General features: G+C 68.2%; 17 protein-coding genes and 1 pseudogene. 6 read left to right on the top strand and 12 right to left on the bottom strand.

The window, feature by feature from the left end:
- Nucleotides 1–26: 26 nt before the first annotated feature.
- The gene (locus F1C12_RS03670) at nt 27–545 is read left to right on the top strand and encodes a hypothetical protein (protein ID WP_185277490.1); all 519 of its coding nucleotides are present in this window, start codon (nt 27–29) and stop codon (nt 543–545) included.
- Here the strand turns inward: F1C12_RS03670 and F1C12_RS03665 are convergent.
- Genes F1C12_RS03665 through F1C12_RS03655 form a run of 3 tightly spaced genes read right to left on the bottom strand, consistent with a single transcriptional unit; the run spans nt 540 to nt 3,022 of the window.
- On the bottom strand, nt 540–1,271 hold the full coding sequence (locus F1C12_RS03665) for a flavodoxin family protein (RefSeq protein WP_185277489.1): 732 nt from the start codon (nt 1,269–1,271) through the stop codon (nt 540–542). The genes F1C12_RS03670 and F1C12_RS03665 overlap by 6 nt on opposite strands.
- 10 nt (nt 1,272–1,281) lie before the next feature.
- Complete coding sequence (locus tag F1C12_RS03660; protein WP_185277488.1) at nt 1,282–2,568, bottom strand: MFS transporter; 1,287 nt, start codon at nt 2,566–2,568, stop codon at nt 1,282–1,284.
- 40 nt (nt 2,569–2,608) lie between these two features.
- On the bottom strand, nt 2,609–3,022 hold the full coding sequence (locus F1C12_RS03655; RefSeq protein WP_185277487.1) for a hypothetical protein: 414 nt from the start codon (nt 3,020–3,022) through the stop codon (nt 2,609–2,611).
- 97 nt (nt 3,023–3,119) lie between these two features.
- Between F1C12_RS03655 and F1C12_RS03650 the strand changes: the two genes are divergently transcribed.
- The 5 genes from F1C12_RS03650 (at nt 3,120) to F1C12_RS03630 (ending at nt 7,478) form a co-directional block, all read left to right on the top strand.
- The gene (locus F1C12_RS03650; RefSeq protein WP_185277486.1) at nt 3,120–3,728 is read left to right on the top strand and encodes a DUF1349 domain-containing protein; all 609 of its coding nucleotides are present in this window, start codon (nt 3,120–3,122) and stop codon (nt 3,726–3,728) included.
- A gap of 182 nt (nt 3,729–3,910) precedes the next feature.
- Nucleotides 3,911–5,110 carry a tyrosine-type recombinase/integrase gene (locus tag F1C12_RS03645; protein WP_219732676.1) on the top strand — a complete coding sequence of 400 codons (1,200 nt, stop codon included), beginning with the start codon at nt 3,911–3,913 and terminating at the stop codon, nt 5,108–5,110.
- Nucleotides 5,107–5,454 carry a helix-turn-helix domain-containing protein gene (locus F1C12_RS03640; RefSeq protein ID WP_185277485.1) on the top strand — a complete coding sequence of 116 codons (348 nt, stop codon included), beginning with the start codon at nt 5,107–5,109 and terminating at the stop codon, nt 5,452–5,454. Before F1C12_RS03645 ends, F1C12_RS03640 begins: the two co-directional genes overlap by 4 nt.
- 124 nt (nt 5,455–5,578) lie before the next feature.
- Nucleotides 5,579–7,033 (top strand): hypothetical protein, encoded by a 1,455-nt coding sequence (locus F1C12_RS03635; RefSeq protein ID WP_185277484.1) that lies wholly within the window; start codon nt 5,579–5,581, stop codon nt 7,031–7,033.
- Nucleotides 7,034–7,121: 88 nt separating this feature from the next.
- Nucleotides 7,122–7,478, top strand: a complete 357-nt coding sequence (locus F1C12_RS03630) for an XRE family transcriptional regulator (RefSeq protein WP_185277483.1) — start codon at nt 7,122–7,124, stop codon at nt 7,476–7,478.
- Here F1C12_RS03630 and F1C12_RS03625 read toward each other — a convergent pair.
- The 9 genes and pseudogenes from F1C12_RS03625 to F1C12_RS03585 form a co-directional block, all read right to left on the bottom strand.
- Nucleotides 7,475–8,478, bottom strand: a pseudogene (locus F1C12_RS03625) (IS481 family transposase). The gene F1C12_RS03630 and the pseudogene F1C12_RS03625 overlap by 4 nt on opposite strands.
- 37 nt (nt 8,479–8,515) lie before the next feature.
- Nucleotides 8,516–9,487, bottom strand: a complete 972-nt coding sequence (locus F1C12_RS03620) for an NAD-dependent epimerase/dehydratase family protein (protein WP_185277482.1) — start codon at nt 9,485–9,487, stop codon at nt 8,516–8,518.
- A gap of 30 nt (nt 9,488–9,517) precedes the next feature.
- The gene (locus F1C12_RS03615; RefSeq protein ID WP_185278757.1) at nt 9,518–10,375 is read right to left on the bottom strand and encodes a helix-turn-helix domain-containing protein; all 858 of its coding nucleotides are present in this window, start codon (nt 10,373–10,375) and stop codon (nt 9,518–9,520) included.
- A 712-nt stretch (nt 10,376–11,087) separates the two neighbouring features.
- Nucleotides 11,088–12,107: a hypothetical protein gene (locus F1C12_RS03610; RefSeq protein WP_185277481.1), complete on the bottom strand. Its 1,020-nt coding sequence runs from the start codon at nt 12,105–12,107 to the stop codon at nt 11,088–11,090.
- Between the two features lie 76 nt (nt 12,108–12,183).
- Entirely contained in the window at nt 12,184–12,720 is a 537-nt protein-coding gene (locus F1C12_RS03605; protein ID WP_185277480.1) for a GNAT family N-acetyltransferase, read from the bottom strand.
- Between the two features lie 49 nt (nt 12,721–12,769).
- Nucleotides 12,770–13,009 (bottom strand): SHOCT domain-containing protein, encoded by a 240-nt coding sequence (locus F1C12_RS03600; RefSeq protein WP_185277479.1) that lies wholly within the window; start codon nt 13,007–13,009, stop codon nt 12,770–12,772.
- Nucleotides 13,006–13,455, bottom strand: coding sequence for a DUF6325 family protein (locus tag F1C12_RS03595; RefSeq protein ID WP_185277478.1), 450 nt, complete (start codon nt 13,453–13,455; stop codon nt 13,006–13,008). The genes F1C12_RS03600 and F1C12_RS03595 overlap by 4 nt, the downstream gene beginning before the upstream one ends.
- A gap of 254 nt (nt 13,456–13,709) precedes the next feature.
- Nucleotides 13,710–14,168 (bottom strand): hypothetical protein, encoded by a 459-nt coding sequence (locus F1C12_RS03590; protein ID WP_185277477.1) that lies wholly within the window; start codon nt 14,166–14,168, stop codon nt 13,710–13,712.
- A gap of 1 nt (nt 14,169) precedes the next feature.
- Entirely contained in the window at nt 14,170–18,861 is a 4,692-nt protein-coding gene (locus tag F1C12_RS03585; RefSeq protein WP_185277476.1) for a DUF11 domain-containing protein, read from the bottom strand.
- Nucleotides 18,862–18,961: the final 100 nt, after the last annotated feature.

Here is an 18,961-nt window from a genome sequence, read left to right as displayed (position 1 = left end):
CGGGCGCGGGCCGATACCCTGGAGCGGTGGATGGCGCTGACGGAGACGAGAACATCCTGCGGCTGACCGTCGGCGGCTCGACCCGTGCGCAACTCCGGGCGGCGCTGGAGTCGCACGGCGTCCTCCTGAACGCCCACGCTTCGACACTGCTCGACCATGAGGCCTTCGACCGGCGGGATCCCGTCGAGGTGTCCGTCGTCGAGCGCGACCTGCGCGAGCTGGGCCTAGGCGACGGCGGGACCCTTCCGGAGGTCTTCGCTGCGGCGGGCGAGCACGGCCTGTCGCTGTGCCCGCCCGACACCGGACCGTACCTCCGGCTGGCGCTCCGGTCGCAGCCGAACGCGCCAGACTCGATCCTGTCGGCCGGGCGGTCGCCGGCGGGCGCGATCAAGGCGGCCGCGGCGCCACTGAGCGACGACGTGGAGTTTCCGAAGGGCTTCTACCTGCGCGTCGTCGACCACGTGCCGTGGCTGCGCGGCTACCGCTGCGACGACGAGTACCGGTTCTCGGCCGGGGACCGGTTCGCGTTCACGCTCCCGTCATGAGCGATACTCCGGATTCGGGAAGTCGAAGCGCGTTCCGGCGTCCCACTCCCGGCGCTGGTTGCCGTAGTTGGGGAATCCGCCGGCGTCCTTCAGCAGCCGGGCCAGGTGGAGGAGGTTCCAGGTGAGGAATGTCGTGTTCCGGTTGGTGAAGTCGTTGTCGAACCCGACGCGCCGGCCGTCGCCGGCGTCGTCGCCGTAGCTGGGTCCGGGGCCGGCCTCGCCGATCCAGCCGGCGTCCGCCTGCGGAGGGATGGAGTAGCCGATGTGCTGCAGGCTGTACAGGACATTGGACGCGCAGTGCTTGATGCCGTCCTCGTTGCCGGTGATGAGGCAGCCGCCCGTCCGGCCGTAGTAGAGCCACTGGCCCTTCTCGTTCAGCTCGCCGGAGTGCGCGTAGAGGCGCTCGATGATCTTCTTGGTCTCGCTGCTGTTGTCGCCGAGCCAGATCGGGCCGGCGATCACGAGGATGTCGGCGGCGAGCACCCGCGGGAACAGCTCGGGCCAGGCATCCACCTCCCAGCCGTGCTCGCGCATGTCGGGGTAGACGCCCGTGGCGATCGGGTGGTCGACGGCCCGGAACTGGTCGACCTGCACGCCCTGATCGGCCATGATCGACGCGCTCACGTCGACCAGCGACTGCGTGTGGCTGCGTCCGGGGCTCCGGGTCAGCGTCGTGTTGATGAAGAGCGCGCGCAGGTCGCTGAAGTCGGTGCCGGAGGAGCTCATGGCGCTCACGCTACAACTGCTCGCCGTGCCGCGCGACGAACAACGGGGAGAAGAGGACGATGAGCGCCGCGAGGAAGAAGACGATCGCACCGATTCCGATGGTGAGGCGGTAGCCGAGGAGCGTAGCGAGGAGTCCGGCCAGGAGGGCGCCGACGAAGAAGACGACGCGGTTGACGGTCCGGATGGTCGAGTTCATCCGTCCCTGGATGGCGTCGGGCGCGACCGACTGCCGGTAGCCCGTGTCGTTCGGATCCTCGACGCCCATCGCGAGGCAGTAGACGAACTGCGCCGCGGAGACGAACGCCACGAGTGCGACACCGTCGTCGGCCGGGCTCAGCGGCACCGCGGCCAGCGCGAGCCACGGCACGACGACGAGGGCGCGGGCGAGGAAGATCGCGCGTCCCGCCCCGAGCGACGTGCCGAGCCGCGGTGCGATGAGCGCGCCCAGGAACCCGCCGAGGCCGCCGAACGCTAGGGCGAGCCCGTACTCCCAGGGCTGGAGCTGGAGCTGACGGAGGGCGAACACGGCGAACACCGTCGTGACGATGCTGTTGCCGAGGAACCAGGTGTGGATCGAGAGCGCCAGTGGACGCAGCGTGCGGTGCCGGTAGGTGTATCGCATCCCGTCGGCGATGTCGTGGCCGATATGACGACCGGGTTCGCGCGGGGCGGGTGGCGGCTCGTCCACCCGGATCCGGGACTGCAATACGGCCGAGACGGCGGTGAGGACGGCGTCGAAGGCGAACAGCAGCGGCGCTCCGAGTAGGGTCAGCAGCGCGCCGCCGACCGCCGGCCCGGCGGTCCCGGCCACGGTCTCGCTCTGCCCGAGCCGGGCGTTGGCCATGATGAGGGAATCTCGGGACACCAGCCGGGGGAGCAGCGGCTGAGCGGCCGAGTCCGCGAACAGGACGAGGACACCGAGCACGAGCGTGACGATGGCGACCGACCAGAAGCCGAGTGTGCCGGTCAGGATCAGGACGGGGATCGCCGCCAGCGCGATCGCGCGGCCGACGCTGGTGAGGACGAGCGTGCGCTGACGCCGCCGGCGATCCATGAGCGCGCCGACGATCAGCCCGAGGAACAGATACGGAACGACGCTCAGTGCGCTCAGGACGCTGATCTGCACGGCCGACGCGTGCAGGACGGAGACGATCAGGACGTTGAAGGCGACACCGGAGATCGCGCTCCCGAACGCACGGACGGTGCTCGCGCTCCAGAACAGCGCGAACGCCTTCTGACGCAGGACTTCCCGTGGACGTGCGACGACAGCGGGCGCAGGGTCGGCGTCGTCGTCCACGGGACCAGCCTAACGAGGGCGGTACGGGCGGGCGTCGAGCTCAGGCGCAGACGTCGTCCCGGACGGGCGTGAGGTCGGCGATGACGCTGGAGAGGGCGTCCGGCAGCTGCGCCATCGCCGTCTCCTTAGCGGATCCGTTCAGCAGAGCGAGCTGCCTGTCGAGCGTGGCCGTCGCGTGGCGGAGGCGGGTCGCTGTGGCGGCGTCGGCGGACGTGTCGGCCTTCAGCGAGTTGTCGACGCCGGTCATCCAGGCGGCGGCGCCGGCCGGATCGTCGTGACCCGCGCACCAGGAGCGCAGCGCCTCCAGATTGGTGACGACCGACCGCAAGTTCGCGCAGCCGGCGCTCGCGGCTGTCGTCGCGCCGGTGGGAACGGTGGAGCAGCCGGCCAGGCCGAGTGCCAGCAGGAAAGCTGCGATGGGCACGATACTGGTGGCACGGGTGTGTTGCTTCATGGTTCCCCCTGTCGACGATGACATCCACGGCGATCATACTGACCGGGTGTCGCGGAGGAGGGAGTCGTGATCCTCGCCGTGGCGCTAGCGTTCATGCATGACGATCTCCCTTCCGGGGCTTCCTCCGCTGCGGTGGACCGGCGTCGACGGCGCCGCGTCCTACGACGAGCGGAACGGCGTCCTGTCGCTGCGGGCGGCTGCGGGTACCGATTGGACGAACGACGCCGGCGGTGGCCCGCAGCAGCACGCGGCCACGGCGTTGGCGTTCACCGCGCCCGCCGGCGACTTCGTGCTGTCCGCACGGGTGCGCGTGCCGGGGGAGCGCACGACCTTCGATGCCGGCGCCCTCGCGCTCTGGTCCGACCGGGATCACTGGGCGAAACTCTGCAATGAGTTCTCGCCCCACGGCGAGGAGATGGTCGTCAGCGTCGTCACGGACGGGTTCTCGGACGACTGCAACGGCCCGATCCTGGATGCTCGGGCGGTGTACCTGCGCGTCGCTCGCGTCGGTCAGGCGTTCGCATTTCATTCCTCGCGCGATGGCCGGTTCTGGGATTTCGTCCGTGTGTTCCGGCTGCCGGTGAGCACCGAACCGTTGTGCGTCGGCTTCCTTGCGCAGGCGCCGCTCGGGGACCGCAGCGATCCGACTTTCGATTCGATCCGTTACGAGACGCGTTCTCTGGGGAGCTTGCGCGACGGGTCGTGACGGCTCCGATCGAAGTTACGCTGATAATGCACATTATGTCAGCTAAACTAGATACAACTTGCAGGATTTGCAATTGTGCGCAATTGCACGCTCCCCGTCGCTCCTGAGCTTCTCCCGGTCAGAGTCGGTTTTCATAGATGCTTACTCCTGTGGACCCACGATGGAACACTGGGCCACGACGAGTGCGAGTTGAGGTCCTGACCGGGATTTTCATTGCCGTCTATTTCATTTTATGCAATGATCATGCGAAACGTGCAACGATCGGAGTTGGCGTGAATGACGAGATGGGTCGGGTCACTGTCGTAACGTTCGGCAGCCAGGCTCCAGATCCGGAGGTGTTTCTGGAACGCCTTCTCGAGAGTTGGGTGCGCGCCCAGACGTCCTCGGACAGGAGCAAGCAGACCGTGAGGGCGAAACGAGCGCGCGTTCTAGACCTGGTCGAGTTCTCTGGACACTATCCCTGGGAATGGTCCGTAGCCGACGCGGACGACTATTTCTCGCACTGCCGCGGCGTTCGGAATCTGGCTCACAACACTGTTCGCAACTATCAAGGCGCAATTCGGTCCTTCTGCGAGTTCGCCTGCGACCCTCGCTACGACTGGAATACCGACTGTGCTCGACTATTCGGCGCCGTGTTTTCGCAGATCGTCACCGAGTGGAACCGTATCCCCCACAGCCAGCCGAATGCATCGAAGCCCGAGAAACGCGTGTTCACCCAGTGGGAATTGCAACAGCTTTTCGACCTGGCCGATCTCGAGCCTGAGCGCAAGCTCGCGTCGGGTCGAAAGGGAGCGCTATCGGCGATGCGGGATGCCGCCCTGTTCAAGACGCTTTACGGGTGGGGCTTGCGAATCGACGAAGGCCGTCATCTCCAACGCGTCGACCTGTCAGAGAACGCCGGTGCACCCCAGTTCGGCGAGTACGGCGTGGTCAGAGTTCGATGGGGCAAGTCACACCGCGGGTCGGCGAAGAAGACGAGATCGGTGTTGACAGTGTGGGAGTGGACGGCGTCCGCGCTTCAGAATTGGGTCGAGTTCGCACTCCCCCTTTACGGCAAGCCCTTAACCGATCTGTTCCCGACGACCGGAGGGCGAGTCGTCGCTGAGAGCCACGCCCTGCGCCGACTCCGTGGCTATCTGGACGAACTGGGATTCGCGCCGGGCGTTGACCTCCATGCTTTTCGCCGCTCCTACTCCGCTCATCTCATCACCGGACTCGGCGCGGACGTCTCGTTCGTCCAGCAACAACTCGGTCACGCCCACGCATCCACCACGTCGATCTACACCCTCGCCTCGCCTGATTACCAGCGCGAATCGCTGAAAAGGCTGCACGAGAAGACTCTCGCTGCCGCGATGACCTCCCGGAAAGGATCCACTCGATGAAACGCGAGATCCACTACGAATGGCACACCCGCGAGCTGATGGCCCGCAATCACTTCCGGCGCGGAAAGGATCTGATCGAACCGCTCCGCGAGCGCGGCATAACCCTCTCCCCCACTCAGGTCTGGCGTCTAGTCGACCAGACACCTGAGCGGATCTCACTACAGGTACTCGTTGCTCTGGCAGACATTTTCGGCGTCGAAGTCAGCGAGGTCATCACCTACACCGCTGCGGACAAAAGCACGCAGCGCCGAAAGACCGCACAGAGCGGCGCCCTCCCGGACATTCACGGATACCGCCCCGTTCGCGCTCGAATAGTGGATGAAGACGATGATGACGGGGCGTAGCGGGCAGGGGCGGCCACCCTCGGACGGCCGTGTCGCGCCCGCCGCCATCGAAAATGCTGCGCCGCCGCACAAGCGCGGCCGCCCTCGCACAACCGGCGACAGGCGCTGTGAACGGTGCGGTGAAATGGTGGCCAAGATCCGTGTCCGCTGGCCCGATGGAGCGATCTGCGGCCGCTGTTTCACCGACGCTGTGCGCACCGTCGGGCGCTGCGCCCAGTGCGGTGAGGAACGGCTGGTCCCGGGCCGCGACAATCTGGGCCGCTCGCTATGCCGTGACTGTGCAGGAATCGACACCAACATGACCTGCGATACCTGTGGCGCGGAAGCAGAGCGCTATCGCGGCGGATCCTGCGTCAGGTGCGTCATCCGGGTCGACCTCATCGCGATTCTCAAGCCAAACGATCCACCGGATCTCCGGCTGCGCCGCCTGATTGATGTGCTCGCGGACAGCGGCCGGCCAGAGAGTATCCACACCTGGATGCGGGGTGGAGCTGCCGCGAGCCTACTCGCACAACTCGGCGAACGGACCCTGCGCCTCGATCACGAAGCCTTTGACGCACTCCCCCGCTCTGCTGCTGTCGAGCATCTACGAGACCTCTTGACGCACCACCACATCCTGCCGCGCCTAGAGGACAAGTACATCGCCACTTTCGAGCGCTGGCTCGCTCGACGCCTCCACGAGTTGGAGCCGTACCCGCAGGTACGCTCCAGCATCGAACAGTTCGCGACCTGGCACCACCTGCGCCGCCTCCGATCTGCCGACGCAGACACAGCGACGGTCACGGCGGCGCTTGCGGCTCGACAAGAGATCACCGAGGCCGGCAAATTCCTGATCTGGCTCGCCGAAGAACACCAGACCGACCCAGCCGACATCAACCAGGCGCAGATCGACCAGTACCTCGCCGAAGGAACGAGCACCCGGAAGCACATCCGAAATTACCTGCACTGGCTGAACCATCAGCGCCCCCGCTCAGCCCACGTCACCGCCCCCTACCGAACAGCTCAGACCACCCCACTCGTCACTCAAGACCAGCGCATCCGCATGGTCCGCAACTGCCTCACGTACGACAACGTTGCCCTCTCCACCCGCGTCGCCGCACTCATCCACCTGCTGTGGGCGCAACCATTGAACAAGATCGCGCGTCTGCACACCGACGCGATCGAACTCCGTCCCGCTGGGATGCGCCTCCACCTCGCGGCCGTGAGCTCGGACATACCCGAACCGATCGCACGACTCTTCTGGACTCACCTCCGGGCGCCCAGCAACCAACGCGCAGGAAACACCGGTACCCACTGGCTCTTTCCCGGATTTCGTGCAGGCCAGCCCGTGCACCCCAACACACTGTCCCAGCGATTCCTCGCCCTGGGCATCAATACCCAGCGGGTGCGCAACACGACGCTCCGCACCCTCACACAGCAACTCGACGCACACTCGCTGGCGAATCTCCTCGGGTACGACGCCGGGATTCTCGCGGAACACGCACGCCGCGGCGGCCTCGTCATGCATACTTACCCGAGCGTCCTACTCGAGCGCTCGCGTTCGCAGCGCACACCGCCGGCCGCCCCAATTCAGGGCTAGGCCTCCGTGCCTGCCCGGAGGATCCTCACCCGGACATCGACGGGTACTGCCTGTCCTCCTGAGCCCTGCTCCCGATAGCGTGGAATCTATGCCCGACCCTCGATCGTTCAATGACGCCTCCGCTGCCATGGCCGTCGATGCGATCGCACACCTTCGCGATGTCCTGGGCCCGGGGCTCGTCGCAGTGATTGCTGACACCACAGTCCTCGAGGTCACGACCTGGGCAAGTGGAGCAGCCGCCCCCTCCCCGGCCAAACGACCGCTGCTCATTGCGGCGGAGTCGCTTGTGAACCAACTGCTTGAGGTTGACGACGCGGAAGTGGTGCGCGCCTGGTTCATGGGGATGAACCCGCAACTCGACGACGACTCCCCTGCCGAAGCTATCGCCGACGGGCGGATACGTCAGGCCACCGCGGCTGCACACGCGTTCATTCAGGGAGGCTAGTTGTAGGAGGCCAGGACGTTGTTGACGCGGGCTAATGTCGCTGAGGCGGGCGGCTTCCCGCGGTGAGCACCGTGAGGCCGGTGATAGTTGTAGTGCAGGTTCCACGTCTCCAAGGCACTCGCCCGCAGGGTTTCTGAGGCCCAGGTTCTGGCGTAGAGGAAATCTTCGGCGAGGATGCGGTTGTACCGCTCGACTTTCCCGTTGTGCTTGGGCGTATACGGCCTCGTGCGCCGATGCTCAGCACCGTCCAGTGCAGCGGCGAACGCGCCAGAGCGGTAGCAGGAACCGTTATCGGTGATGATCCGCTCGATCTTCACGATGCCGTGCTTGGCGAACCAGTCCCGTGCCCGGTCGAGGAACGCGACGGCCGTGGATGCTTGCTCGTTCTCCAACGCCTCGGTGTACGCGAGACGGGTGTGACCGTCGATCGCGGAGTGCAGGTAGACGTAGCCGGCACGCGCACCGCGCGTCTTCGTGCGCGCGACGGCCTTCGCTTCGCTACTGCCCTTGCCGAAGGCGCGCCAGCCGCCGCCGTCCGGGATGCGGCCGGCCTTCTTCACGTCGAGGTGAAACCATGTGCCCGGGATGCTTCGCGGTGATCTTCTTCACCTCACGATTGGTTTCGCCGTTCGGCTCGATGAACCTTCGCCGGTTGAGGCCGAGTTTGGGCGAGATGTCTTGTAACGGTGCGGCGGCTGATCGTGACATCGTCCGCAGCCAGCTCGAAAGTGATCCGCGACGCGGACCACTTCTTGTCGCGTCGCATGCTTTCGATCTTCGCGACGGTCTCACCGGGCGTTGCGGTTGGCTGCCGGATCGGGGCGGAGGAGCGGTCGTAGAGGCCAACCTCCCCGTACGTCCGGTACCTGTTCACCCACTTGGATGCCGTCGCGCGGGAGATCCCCATCTCTGCCGCGACGTGCGCGATCGGCCGAGTGCGGCACCGCTCGATCAGACGCATGCGCCCTTCTGGCGTCAGCTGCGCATTCCGGTGCGTCATTGGCGGGAAGTAACGGGGCCGTGGCGCTGTGCGTTGTTCAGCGTGCCAGCGGGCGCTCGACAGCCAGAGCGCCGCTGTCGATGAGCCATGCCACGGATTCCCTTACGGCGTCCAAGGAGCTGTAGCTGGGGGCGTAGCCGAGGAGGCTCTTGGCTTTGTCGATGCTGAAGCAGGGGCTGCGGTCCAGGTGCTCGAGGCTCTTGTCGGCGTGCTCGGCCGTCGTGGCCTGTCGGAACTCGTCCCAGGTGACGTGCTTGAGGTGCGCTTCCTGGCCGAACCAGGACGCGGACGCGTGCGCGAAACCGCGCACCGACAGCGCGGCCGCCGAGGTGATGTTGAAGTCCTCGCCGGCGGCGCGATCGCGGTTGGTGATCGCGAGCTCGAAGGCTTGCGCGACGTCGTCGGCATGGACGTGATGCACCGTCTCTGCACCCAGCCCGGGAACCGGCAGCGGTCGGCCGGCGGCAAGCGTCTGCCACACGGCGAGGTCGACGTTCCCGAGGGGGTTGATCGGCTCCCATCCCGGGCCGACGATGTGACCGGGGTGCAGCGAGGTGGTGTCGAGTCCGCCTGCGGCGGTCTCGGCCTTGAGCATCTCGGCGATGCGCTGCTTCTCGATGCCGTATTCGTCGAACGGCGGCGTCATCGTCTCTTCGGTGGTCGGAACGATCGCGCTGCGACCAGAACGCCAGATCGACCCGCAGTTCACCAGGTGCGCGCTTGTGCCCCGTAGCCCCTCGACGAGCGCGGCTGCAGACTCGAGTGTGAAGCACACCAGGTCGATCACAGCTTCCGGGCGCAGATCGGCCACTCGTCCCGCGAACGTGCCTGCCGCGTCCTCGGCCTGCCGGTCGGCCACGACATGCTCGACGTGCTGCCACTCGGGCGCTTCGGCGTAGGCGCGGCTGGTGCCACGGGTGATGCTGACGACCTCGTGGCCGGCCCTGACCAGCCGCGGGACCAGGAACGTGCCGATGTGGCCGCTTCCGCCGATGACGACGACGCGCATGATTCTCCTTCAGTGCTCAGTGCTCAGTGCTCAGTGCTCAGTGGTGTTGTGGCTGGCCGCCCAGCTGGCCAGCAGGGCGAACTTCTCGCCGGTATCGCTTCCCGGCAGCGGGCTGTAGGTGACGAGCTTCTGCCCCGGCGTGCCCGGTGTCTCGAAGACGTTGAATGCCACCTCGACGACCCCGAGCTCGGGATGACGGAACGCTTTCGTCCCGGTGCGGTGCTCGTGCACGTCGTTGCGCGCCCAGTCCTGACGGAAGTGCGGGCTGAGGGTCGACAGCTCCCCGATCAAGGCGGTCAGCTGTTCGTTCAGCGGGTCGCGGCCCGCCTCGAAACGCAGGATCGCAGCCGACGTGCGGCGCGAGAGTTCCCAGTCGACCCAGTAATCGCGCGCACGCGGGTCCAGATACACGAACCGGGCCAGGTTGGGAGTGCCTGGCAGGTCGAACACCGGCGCATAGATCGCCCGCCCGACCAGATTCGCGGCGAGGACATCCTGCTGCGGGTTCTGCACGATCGCCGGCAACGTCATCGCGTCCAGGAGCTGCTGCACCGAGTCCCGCACCTCGGACGGTCTCTCCGCGGGGCGCGTCACCATCGAGGATGAGGCGGCGGTGCGTGCCAAGCCGAGCAGATACTCTCGCTCGACGATCGAGAGCTGCAACGCCGCCGCGACCGCGTTCAAGACGCTCTCCGAGACGCCCGCGATGTGTCCCTTCTCCAGCCGCGTGTAGTAGTCGACGCTGACGCCGGCGAGCTGGGCCACCTCCTCGCGGCGCAGCCCCGGCACGCGACGATCATCACCTGAAGCCTGGATACCCGCGGCAGCCGGTGTGATATTCGCGCGGCGCGACATCAGGAACTCCCGAACGTCATCTCTCGTGCTCATGGCCACGATGATATGGCGACGCACCCCGGCCCCGGCAGGTCGAGACGCAACCCCCCAACGGGCCGCCCGAAGCTACCAACAACACCCGTCAGAGCCGGCCCGCGCAGGCCACGCCGTCAACAACGTCATGGCCAGCAACAGCTAGTCGCGCCACCCTAGCTGGACGGCGATGGCTCGCGCCGCCGGCGGCCCGCAGCTCGTCGGAGCGGCCCGTGGACTACCCGTCGTCGTCGCGTTCGCGCCCGATCATGACAGAACGGAAGCTGCAACCGACGGGATGGCTTAGGTGACTAGCATCGAGCGCGCGGCTACTAGAACGTCCGACGCGTCGCCAGGCGCAGCATTCCTGATATAGCGCGCGGGCGCCTCGTCACCGAGTAGAGGATTCATTCCTCGAAACCAGGTGCTGATCGTAATTGGGTCGTAACCAATCTCCAGAATCCCTAAGGCGTGGACCGCCGTTCGAAGACGTGTGTCGTCGGCGGGTGTCGGGAGTGAGCGTCCGTCAGCCCATGCGCTGACGGCGCTTGCCGTCGTCACGTTCCCGATGTAACCGACCAGTCGCACGCCTAGTACGGCCCGAAGACGCACAACGACCTGATTGATCGGAAGCTGTCGAGACTCTTCTTCCGCCAGAAGCCACGGTCGCGCTCCACCATTGTCCATACGACGATCGTGCTCCATCACCGGGCTCGGCGATACCGATCAAGCATCACAAGAGTCCGTACTCACGTCCTGGCCGAATCAGCCCCGCTCCAACATGGCCGTCCGGTGGCCGCTGAGCCGATGACTTCCCTCGCGCCTTGTACGTCTCAAGATCGATGGGGCTGAACGGTGTGCCATCCAGGCGCGCAACGGCGGCCTTGAGTCGGGTGAACGCCCGTCGCTCGGCGCTCGTCGTATCGAACCCTGAATGCGCCCGCAGCGTATTCGCAAGAACACCAGCCGCATAGAGCAGACTGAAGAGAACAGTCGCGGCTGACTCATCGGGATGCGCCATAGCATCCTCCGTGAACCCATCCACGGTGCTCGGAAGAAACCACGGCTTGGAATGCACAGCTCCCGATGCGATCACCCACCCGTAGGTCTCGTCAGGAAGATACGTCTTCGCGAGCTCAGTAGTCTTGAGACGCACCTGCGCACGCTCCCCCTCGAAGGAGACCGAAGGACACAATCGGCTCGGCTCCTTGGTAGCGCCAAGGACGAATCCGTTTTCGGCGAAGAACGCCTTGATTCCGTCGGTGCTCTCCTGCACCCGCTTCAGATCCTTCGGGGATGCATCTCGGCCGAACTCCGCGAGCGTGCTTTCGTTGCCTTGCACTGAGTCGATCTTGTAAGCCGCAAGCCGCGCTACCGACTGCGCGGGCGGCACTTCCGAGTCATACAGGTAACAGAGAACCACGACGGCCTCGTGCACCGCTCTGAGAAGCGTCGAGGCAGCCGGAGTGTGACCTCGGCCAGAACGGAACAGCAACTCGATCGCCTCGGTATGAGCATCGATCGAGTTCAGTAAACGCACTGCATCTTCTAGCCCCTGTTCGAAAATGACGCGCAGAGCCGGGAACTCCGCACGCGTCTCCATCCACTCGACCACGTTACGCAAACCGCTCCCGTGAACTTCAAGATTTCCAGCCGCGTAATCAGTGGATTCAAGGAAGGCGTGCCGAAGATCCTGCCGCTCTTGCGCGACGATCTTGGCCGCATACTCCTGGAAGCCGATCTGCGCTCGCATGCTGATCATTCTGCCCGGCAGATACCCGAATTGTTCGGAAACGGATAATCAGCTTCACCAGTAATGGACAATCGGATCAGCGTGCCCGCTCTCCCGCGCCGGGTGTGACGTGGTACTTGAAGCCGATGTGCGAGCCGGTGAAACCGAGTCGTTCGTAGAACCGGTGGGCGTCCGTCCGTGCTGCGTCCGAGGTCAGCTGGACGAGACTCGCGCCGAGCGTCGGCGCGGCGATGTCGGTCACCCAGCGCATCATGGCGCCGCCGATCCCGGCGGAACGCTGATCGCCGGCGACGCGGACGGCTTCGACCAGCAGCCGGGTGGCGCCGCGGCGTGCCATTCCGGGTATCAATGTCAGTTGAAGCGTTCCGGCGAGGTGTCCCCGGCTGTCGACGGCGATGACGAGATCGTTGGCGTCGTCCGCGATGATCCGGGTCAGACCGTCGGCGTAGGCGGGCAGGTCGGCGTCTGCCCCAACGTCTCCCCTGCCAGCGCTGATGGGGTCGTCTGAGAGAAGACGCATGAGCCCGTGGAGGTCGGTCGCGGTTGCGCGCCGGAGGGTGATGGCGCCGTCACGGATGGAGAGCTCCGCGGGAAGGTCGAGCAGGGTGAGCATGTCTGCCATTCTCCCGTTCGCGGAAGACGGGAGACAGCCGCCCCGCGCGTCATGCGCTCAGGATGCGGGCCTTCTGGGTCTCGAACTCGGCCTCGCTGAGCACTCCCGCCTCCCGGAGCTGGCCGAGCTGCGCGAGTTGGTCCAGGACCGACGGTGCCGACTCCGGAGGCGGTGCCTGTGCGGTCGCCGCGGCGTCCTGTGCGGCCCAGCGCTGCTGCTGGCGTCGGTGCGTGTTGCCGATGACGCGGGTCGCGACCGAAGCGCGGACGGCGGTGCGAAGAAGGCTCATTTTCGGTTCTCCCCCAGTGATTCGGATTCTGCTCCGGCTTCGGATTCCGGTTCGAGCGACTCGGCCAGGTCGATCATGTCGACTCCCCCGACCAGCAGCTCCGTTCCGCCCGCCGCGGTCCAGGCGTCCGCCGCGGTGGCCAGCGACAGGTCCTCGTAGACGAGGGCGATCGCGACGCCGCCGGGTTCCAGGGCGTCGGCGACGCGGCGGACGTCCTCGGCGTCGAGGATGCCGGAGAACGCGCCGGTGAAGTCGGCCGGATTGTCGAGCGGGCCGGCGACGACCGTCCCATCCGCCTCGACCCGGATGCGCTCGAGGTCGAGGACTTCGATGACGCCCTCGTCGACGCGGCGGAGGACTTCTGTGAGGCCGGCCCCCAGCACGGCTTCCGAGGGGAACGTGAAGACGAGGTAGTCCACGGGTCCGGCGAAGGCGTCTGTGGCCATGGCGGTGTTCCTTCCTGGTTCGCGGCACGGTCGTCGCAACGCTAGTGGCGGCCCGTCCGGTCGAGCGGGCCCGCTCCCCCGCCGTCCGCGGCGCGATGCCGTTCGTCGGGCGTGGGCCGGGCGCAACTTCACCACCGCGGCCACACCGCGATGCGGCCCGCCGGCGTCGGAGCTCACCCGTTCGCCGGTTGGCATGGTGGAGCCCCGGGGCGGGGAACGCCTTCATCGCGCTCCACGCCCCGGAAGGCCGGTCTCTACTCCTGCAGGACGGCGCCGAGGACGCACCGGATGGTTGTCCCGGCCGGCGCGTCCAGATCGGTGCTGACCGACCACCGCGCGGGGGTTCCCGGGGTGGCGTCCTGGACCGCCTCGACCGCCCGCGCGTAGGCGGTGGACGTGTCCGCGTCGACCCAGCTCACCGATACGACCGGGGAGCCGTGCGCTCCGGCCGGGACGGTGATCGAGCCTTCCGCCGTCACGGTTCCGTTCCCGGTCGCACAGGCGGTCATCGTCGTCGCGCGGATGATGCCCTCTCCGTCGGGGATGTCCGGCAGCGCTGCGGTGCCGGTGGGCTGAGCCCGCGCGGTGGCGGGAGGCCCCGACGGCGACGGCGACGGCGCCGCCGTGCAGCCGGCGAGGCCGACGGCGGCACCTCCCCCGAGCGCGAGCGCAAGGGCCGTCGCGGCGATCCGGCTTCGGAGGCTGCCCGCCATCTCAGCGCACCGCCTTCGGAGCGGCCACCGAACGCCGCCGCGCGACCACTCGCACCGCTACACCGACCAGGATCAGGAGGATTCCTGCCAGGACCGCGGCCCCGGCGACGTCGCCGCCCGTGAACGCGAGCGCAGTGCCCGGCTGCGGGATCCGGACCTCGGCGCTGTCCTCCGGCGATGCCACGCGCGGTGCGCCGTCGCCCGGAGGCGTGCCGACCGCGTGTGCGGTGTTCAGCACCCGGCCGTTGCGGAGGTCAGCGGCCGTCAACTCGTACGACGCCGTCGCCTGGACCCGCTCGCCGGGAGCGAGGACGCCCTTCTCCCCCGGCCACGCGTAGACCGGCGCGGAGAGGCCGGCCAGCTCGTCGACGACCTCCACGTCGGTCAGCGTGACGTTCCCCGTGTTGGTCACCAGGAACGAGTACCGGACGACGTCGCCGACCGCGCCGGGGCTGCTGACCCCGGAATCGTCGGCCGTCTTCACGAGCGCGAGCGCGGCGGCGGGAGGCAGCGGCGTGTCCGTCTCGCTGGGCGCGGTCACGTATGCGTCCGCGTCCGGTGCGGGCCGGGTGCCCTCGGCGAACGCCAGGTTCGCGACGTGCCCGGCGTCGAGGTCCGCCTGCGTCAGCAGGTAGTCGGCCGTCGCCGTGGCCTCCTCACCGGGGGCCAGGACCCCCTTGGCGCCGGGCCAGCGGTACTGCAGCTCGCCGAGCCCGTCGAGGTGGTCGACGATCGCGACGTCCGTCAGTGTGACGTTCCCCACGTTGGCGACGGTGAAGCCGTAGACGAGCGTGTCGCCCGCCGCGGCCTGCTCCGCGATCCGGCTGGCGTCCGCGGTCTTGACGATCGTCAGCTCCGCGTCCTGCGCCAGCGGGGTCAGCGTGTCGTCGTGGTTCGACGGCACGTACTGCTCCGCGCGGCCGGGGTCGGCGGGGTCGGCAGGGTCCGGAACGCCGGGCACCGTGACGCCGTCCGCGAACGCGTCGTTCGCCACCGCGCCGGCGTCGATGTCCGCCTGCGTGACCGCGTAGGCGGCGGTGGCGGTGACCCGCTCACCGGGGGCGAGCACGCCGGCCGGGCCGGGCCAGGTGTACGACAGCGCGCTCAGTCCGGGCAGAGGGTCATGGATGTCCACGTCCTTCAGCGTGACGTTTCCGGTGTTCGTGGCCGTGAAGGCGTACTCGATCACGTCGCCGACCGCACCCGTCGCCTGCGCGTCGGCGGTCTTCTCGAAGACCAGCGCCGGTGCGACCGGGATCCGCGGCGTGGTCGTCGCGGGCTCACCGCTCACCGGCAGGCCGTCCGGCGTCTCGGCCTCCGGCGTCGCCACGTTGTGCACGTAGCCGCGATCGATGTCCGCCTGGGTCACCCGGTAGGGCGCCGACGCGGTGCCGGTCTGACCGGGCTCGAGGACCCCGGGGGCGCCCGGCCAGGAGTACTGCAGCGCGCCGAGCCCCGGCAGCGGGTCGTTGACCTGTGCGCCGCGCAGGGTGACGGTCCCGCTGTTGAGCAGGTCGAAGGCGAACGTGATCAGATCGCCCGGGCGGGCCGGTGAACCGATCCCGGAGGTGTCCGCCGACTTGCTCAACTGGAGGGCGGGAGCGCCGGGCAGAGTGTCATCGGTGTTCCCCGGGTTCGAGGGGACCGGCGATCCGGACGGCGGTGTGCCGGTGGCGATCGCCGTGTTCGCGACGTGGCCGCGGTCGATGTCGGCCTGCGTGATCGCGTAGTCCGCCGTCGCCGTCATGGACTCCCCCGGACGCAGCGTCCCGTCGGCAGCCGGCCACGCCTGGGCGATCGTCCCCAGACCGGGCAGCGGGTCGTCGATCGCGACACCGGTCAGCGTCGTCGAACCGGTGTTCGTGACGGTGAAGCGGTACACGATGGTCTCGCCCGGCGCGCCCGGGGACCCGATCCCGGAGGTGTCCGAGGTCTTGATGAGGCTCAGGGACGAGTCGGACGGGAGCGGGGTGTCGGTTCCGGCGGGTGGTGTTGTGACGGCCGGGCCGGTCGGCGGGGTGCCGGTGGCGAGCGCCGTGTTCGCGACGTGGCCGCGGTCGATGTCGGCCTGGGTGATCGCGTAGGTGGCTGTCGCCTTCACGGTCTCCCCTGCGACCAGGGTGCCAGCGGCGTTCGGCCAGACGTATTGCAGCGTGCTCAACCCCGGGAGCGGGTCGTCGATCGCAACGTCGGTCAGGGTCACGGAGCCGGTGTTCGTCGCGGAGAACGTGTAGGCGATGCTCTCACCGACGGCAGCCGGGTCGCCCAGCTGCGACGCGTCAGCGGACTTCGTCAGCGCCAGCGCGGCGGCCACATGAAGCGGGGTGTCGGTGGAGGCCGGCGGCGCTGTGACGGCCGGTCCCGTCGGCGGGGTGCCGGTGGCGAGCGCCGTGTTCGCGACGTGCCCGCGGTCGATGTCCGCCTGCGTGATCGCGTACGCGGCCGTCGCCGTCACGGTCTCCCCCGGCTGGAGAACCCCCGCGGGGCCGGGCCAGACGTACTGCAGCGTGCTCAACCCCGGAAGCGGGTCGTCGATCGTCACTCCGGTGAGCGTCTGCGAGCCGTCGTTCGTCGCGGAGAACGTGTACACGATGGTCTCGCCGACGGCGGCCGGGTCGCTCAGCTGTGACGCGTCAGCGGACTTGGTCGATGACAGTCCCGAGCTGCTCGGAAGCGGGGTGTCGGTCGACGCCAGCGGCGACTCGACGGGAGGTCCTGCCGGCGGGTTTCCTGTCGCGACGGCGGAGTTGTCCACGTGGCCGCTGTCGATGTCGGCCTGGCTGAGCGCGTAGGCCGCGGTGGCCGTGACGGTCTCGCCGGCGAGGAGCGTGCCCGCGGCGCCCGGCCAGGAGTAGGTCAGCGCGCCGAGACCGGGGAGGCGGTCGGTGATCGTGACGTCGGTCAGCGTCTCGCCGCCGGTGTTCGTCGCCGTGAAGCTGTAGGCGATGGTGTCCCCGGCCTGCGCCGGATCCTGAACGCCCGACGCGCTCGCGGTCTTGAGGAGCGTGATCGCCGCGGCCTGCGGCGTGCTCGTCACGCTGGCCGAGCAGTCCGGGGTGCAGCCGGTGTCCGTGGCGCCCGCCGGGGGTGCGACGGTCGCGGTGTTCGTGATCGGGCCGGTGGCGTCGGCCGGGAGGGTGCCGGTGACGGTGTACCGGAGGCTTCCGCCCGCGGGGATCGTGACGGCGTCGTCGATGCTGCCGGCGCCCGAGGTGGCGCAGGAGGCGCCGGCCGAGGGGACGCAGGTCCAGCCGAACGTGCCGGCTGCTGCGGGCAGGACGTCGGTCACGCGCGCGCCGGCGGCGTCGCCGGGTCCCGCGTTCGCCACGTCGACCGTCCAGGTCAGCGGCCCGCCAGGAAGGTAGGAGGCTGTGTCGACCGACTTGGCCACACTCAGCGCGACCGGCGCCTCGAAGGTCACCGCGGCGCACGCGGGGAGGTCGAGCCCGGCCGACGCCGTGATGTTCGCGGCGCAGTTCTGGTAGGCGCCCGGCGCCGCCGAGACGTCGACCGTGATGGTGCAGCTGACGTCATCGAGGGCGAGCTCGCCGTTCGCCACGGCGAACTGCGCCGCCCCCGGGTCGGCCGTGACATCGGCGACGCAGGTGCCGCCGGTGTTCGGCGACGACGCGACCGTCATCCCGGACGGGAGAGCGTCGGTGAAGCTCCAGCCCTTCTTGGCGGCGAAGTCGGAGGTGTTGGTCACCGTGAACGTCAGGGTCGACACGCCTCCGACCGGAACGGACTGCGGGCTGAACGACTTGTCCAGCTGGGGCGTCGCGTCCAGGATCTCGACGTTGTCGATGGCGCCGTCGTTGCCCATGGCCGCCTCGCGCGAAAGGTTGCGGATCTCGAGCTGGACGGTGTCGGTGGTGATGAGCGCGGAGTCGTCGGCGACGAACTCCGCCGCCTTCACACAGCCGCGGAACCGGTCGACCGGGACGCTCGTCCACTCGCCGCGGGGGTCGGAGTGGACGTTGATCGGCTGGTCCGTGACCGTGTGCCGGACGCCGTCGCCGTCGACGAGCGAGTACTGCAGCAGCGGCGAGGTGGCGTCGCTCGGCGGGCAGATGTCGTTCGAGGCGGCGAACGCGGACCGGACGGTCAGGAACCGGCCGGAGCCCGCGAGCGAGATCGGGGACGAGCCGAGCATCAGGGTCTCGTTCGCCGGAGGCCGGGCCGAGGAGGTGTTCATCGACAGCGCGTAGTTGTCGTCCGCGTCCTGCTGCCCGAGGATGACCCCGAGCTGCTTGGCCTTCGCCTGGACCGCGTTCCACTCCTTGGCCTGGTCGCCGCAGTAGCCCGACGGCTGCGTGCTGCGCGCGTTCAGCACGAAGCCGTTGCACTGGGACGTGTTCGCCCAGAACGGGTCGGCGCGGTAGGTGGTTCCACCGGAGCCGACATAGGCGTCGACGGTGGTGACGAAGATCCCGTCGGCATGGTTGCTGAAGGTCTCGGCGAACAGCGGGACCGGATCGTTGGGAACCGCGGGTGTGCGACCTTCGGACGCGACGATCCCCTGCTGCCGGGCCGCCTCGGAGCCGGCGACGTCCACGGCGGCGGCGCCCTGAGCAGGCAGTGCCAGCCCGGCCCCGGCGAGCAGTGCGGCGAGGACGCCCGCCAGCAGGCTCCGCCTCCGTCGGCGGGGCGTCGTGAGCGGGGTCCCCGGAGGGCTCGTGCGTTGTGCGGTCATACCAGGTCTTTCTGATTCGACACCTGAACAGTGATTCACCTCGAATCGTCCGGCGACCGCCCCTCTCTCCCGCAGCCGGCCGCCGCCCATCACCGTGCAG

It is taken from the genome of Leifsonia shinshuensis (assembly GCF_014217625.1).
Classification (GTDB): domain Bacteria; phylum Actinomycetota; class Actinomycetes; order Actinomycetales; family Microbacteriaceae; genus Leifsonia; species Leifsonia shinshuensis_A.
The sequence above is the reverse complement of the archived record's forward strand: the minus strand, read 5'-3'. Positions and strand labels throughout refer to the sequence as shown.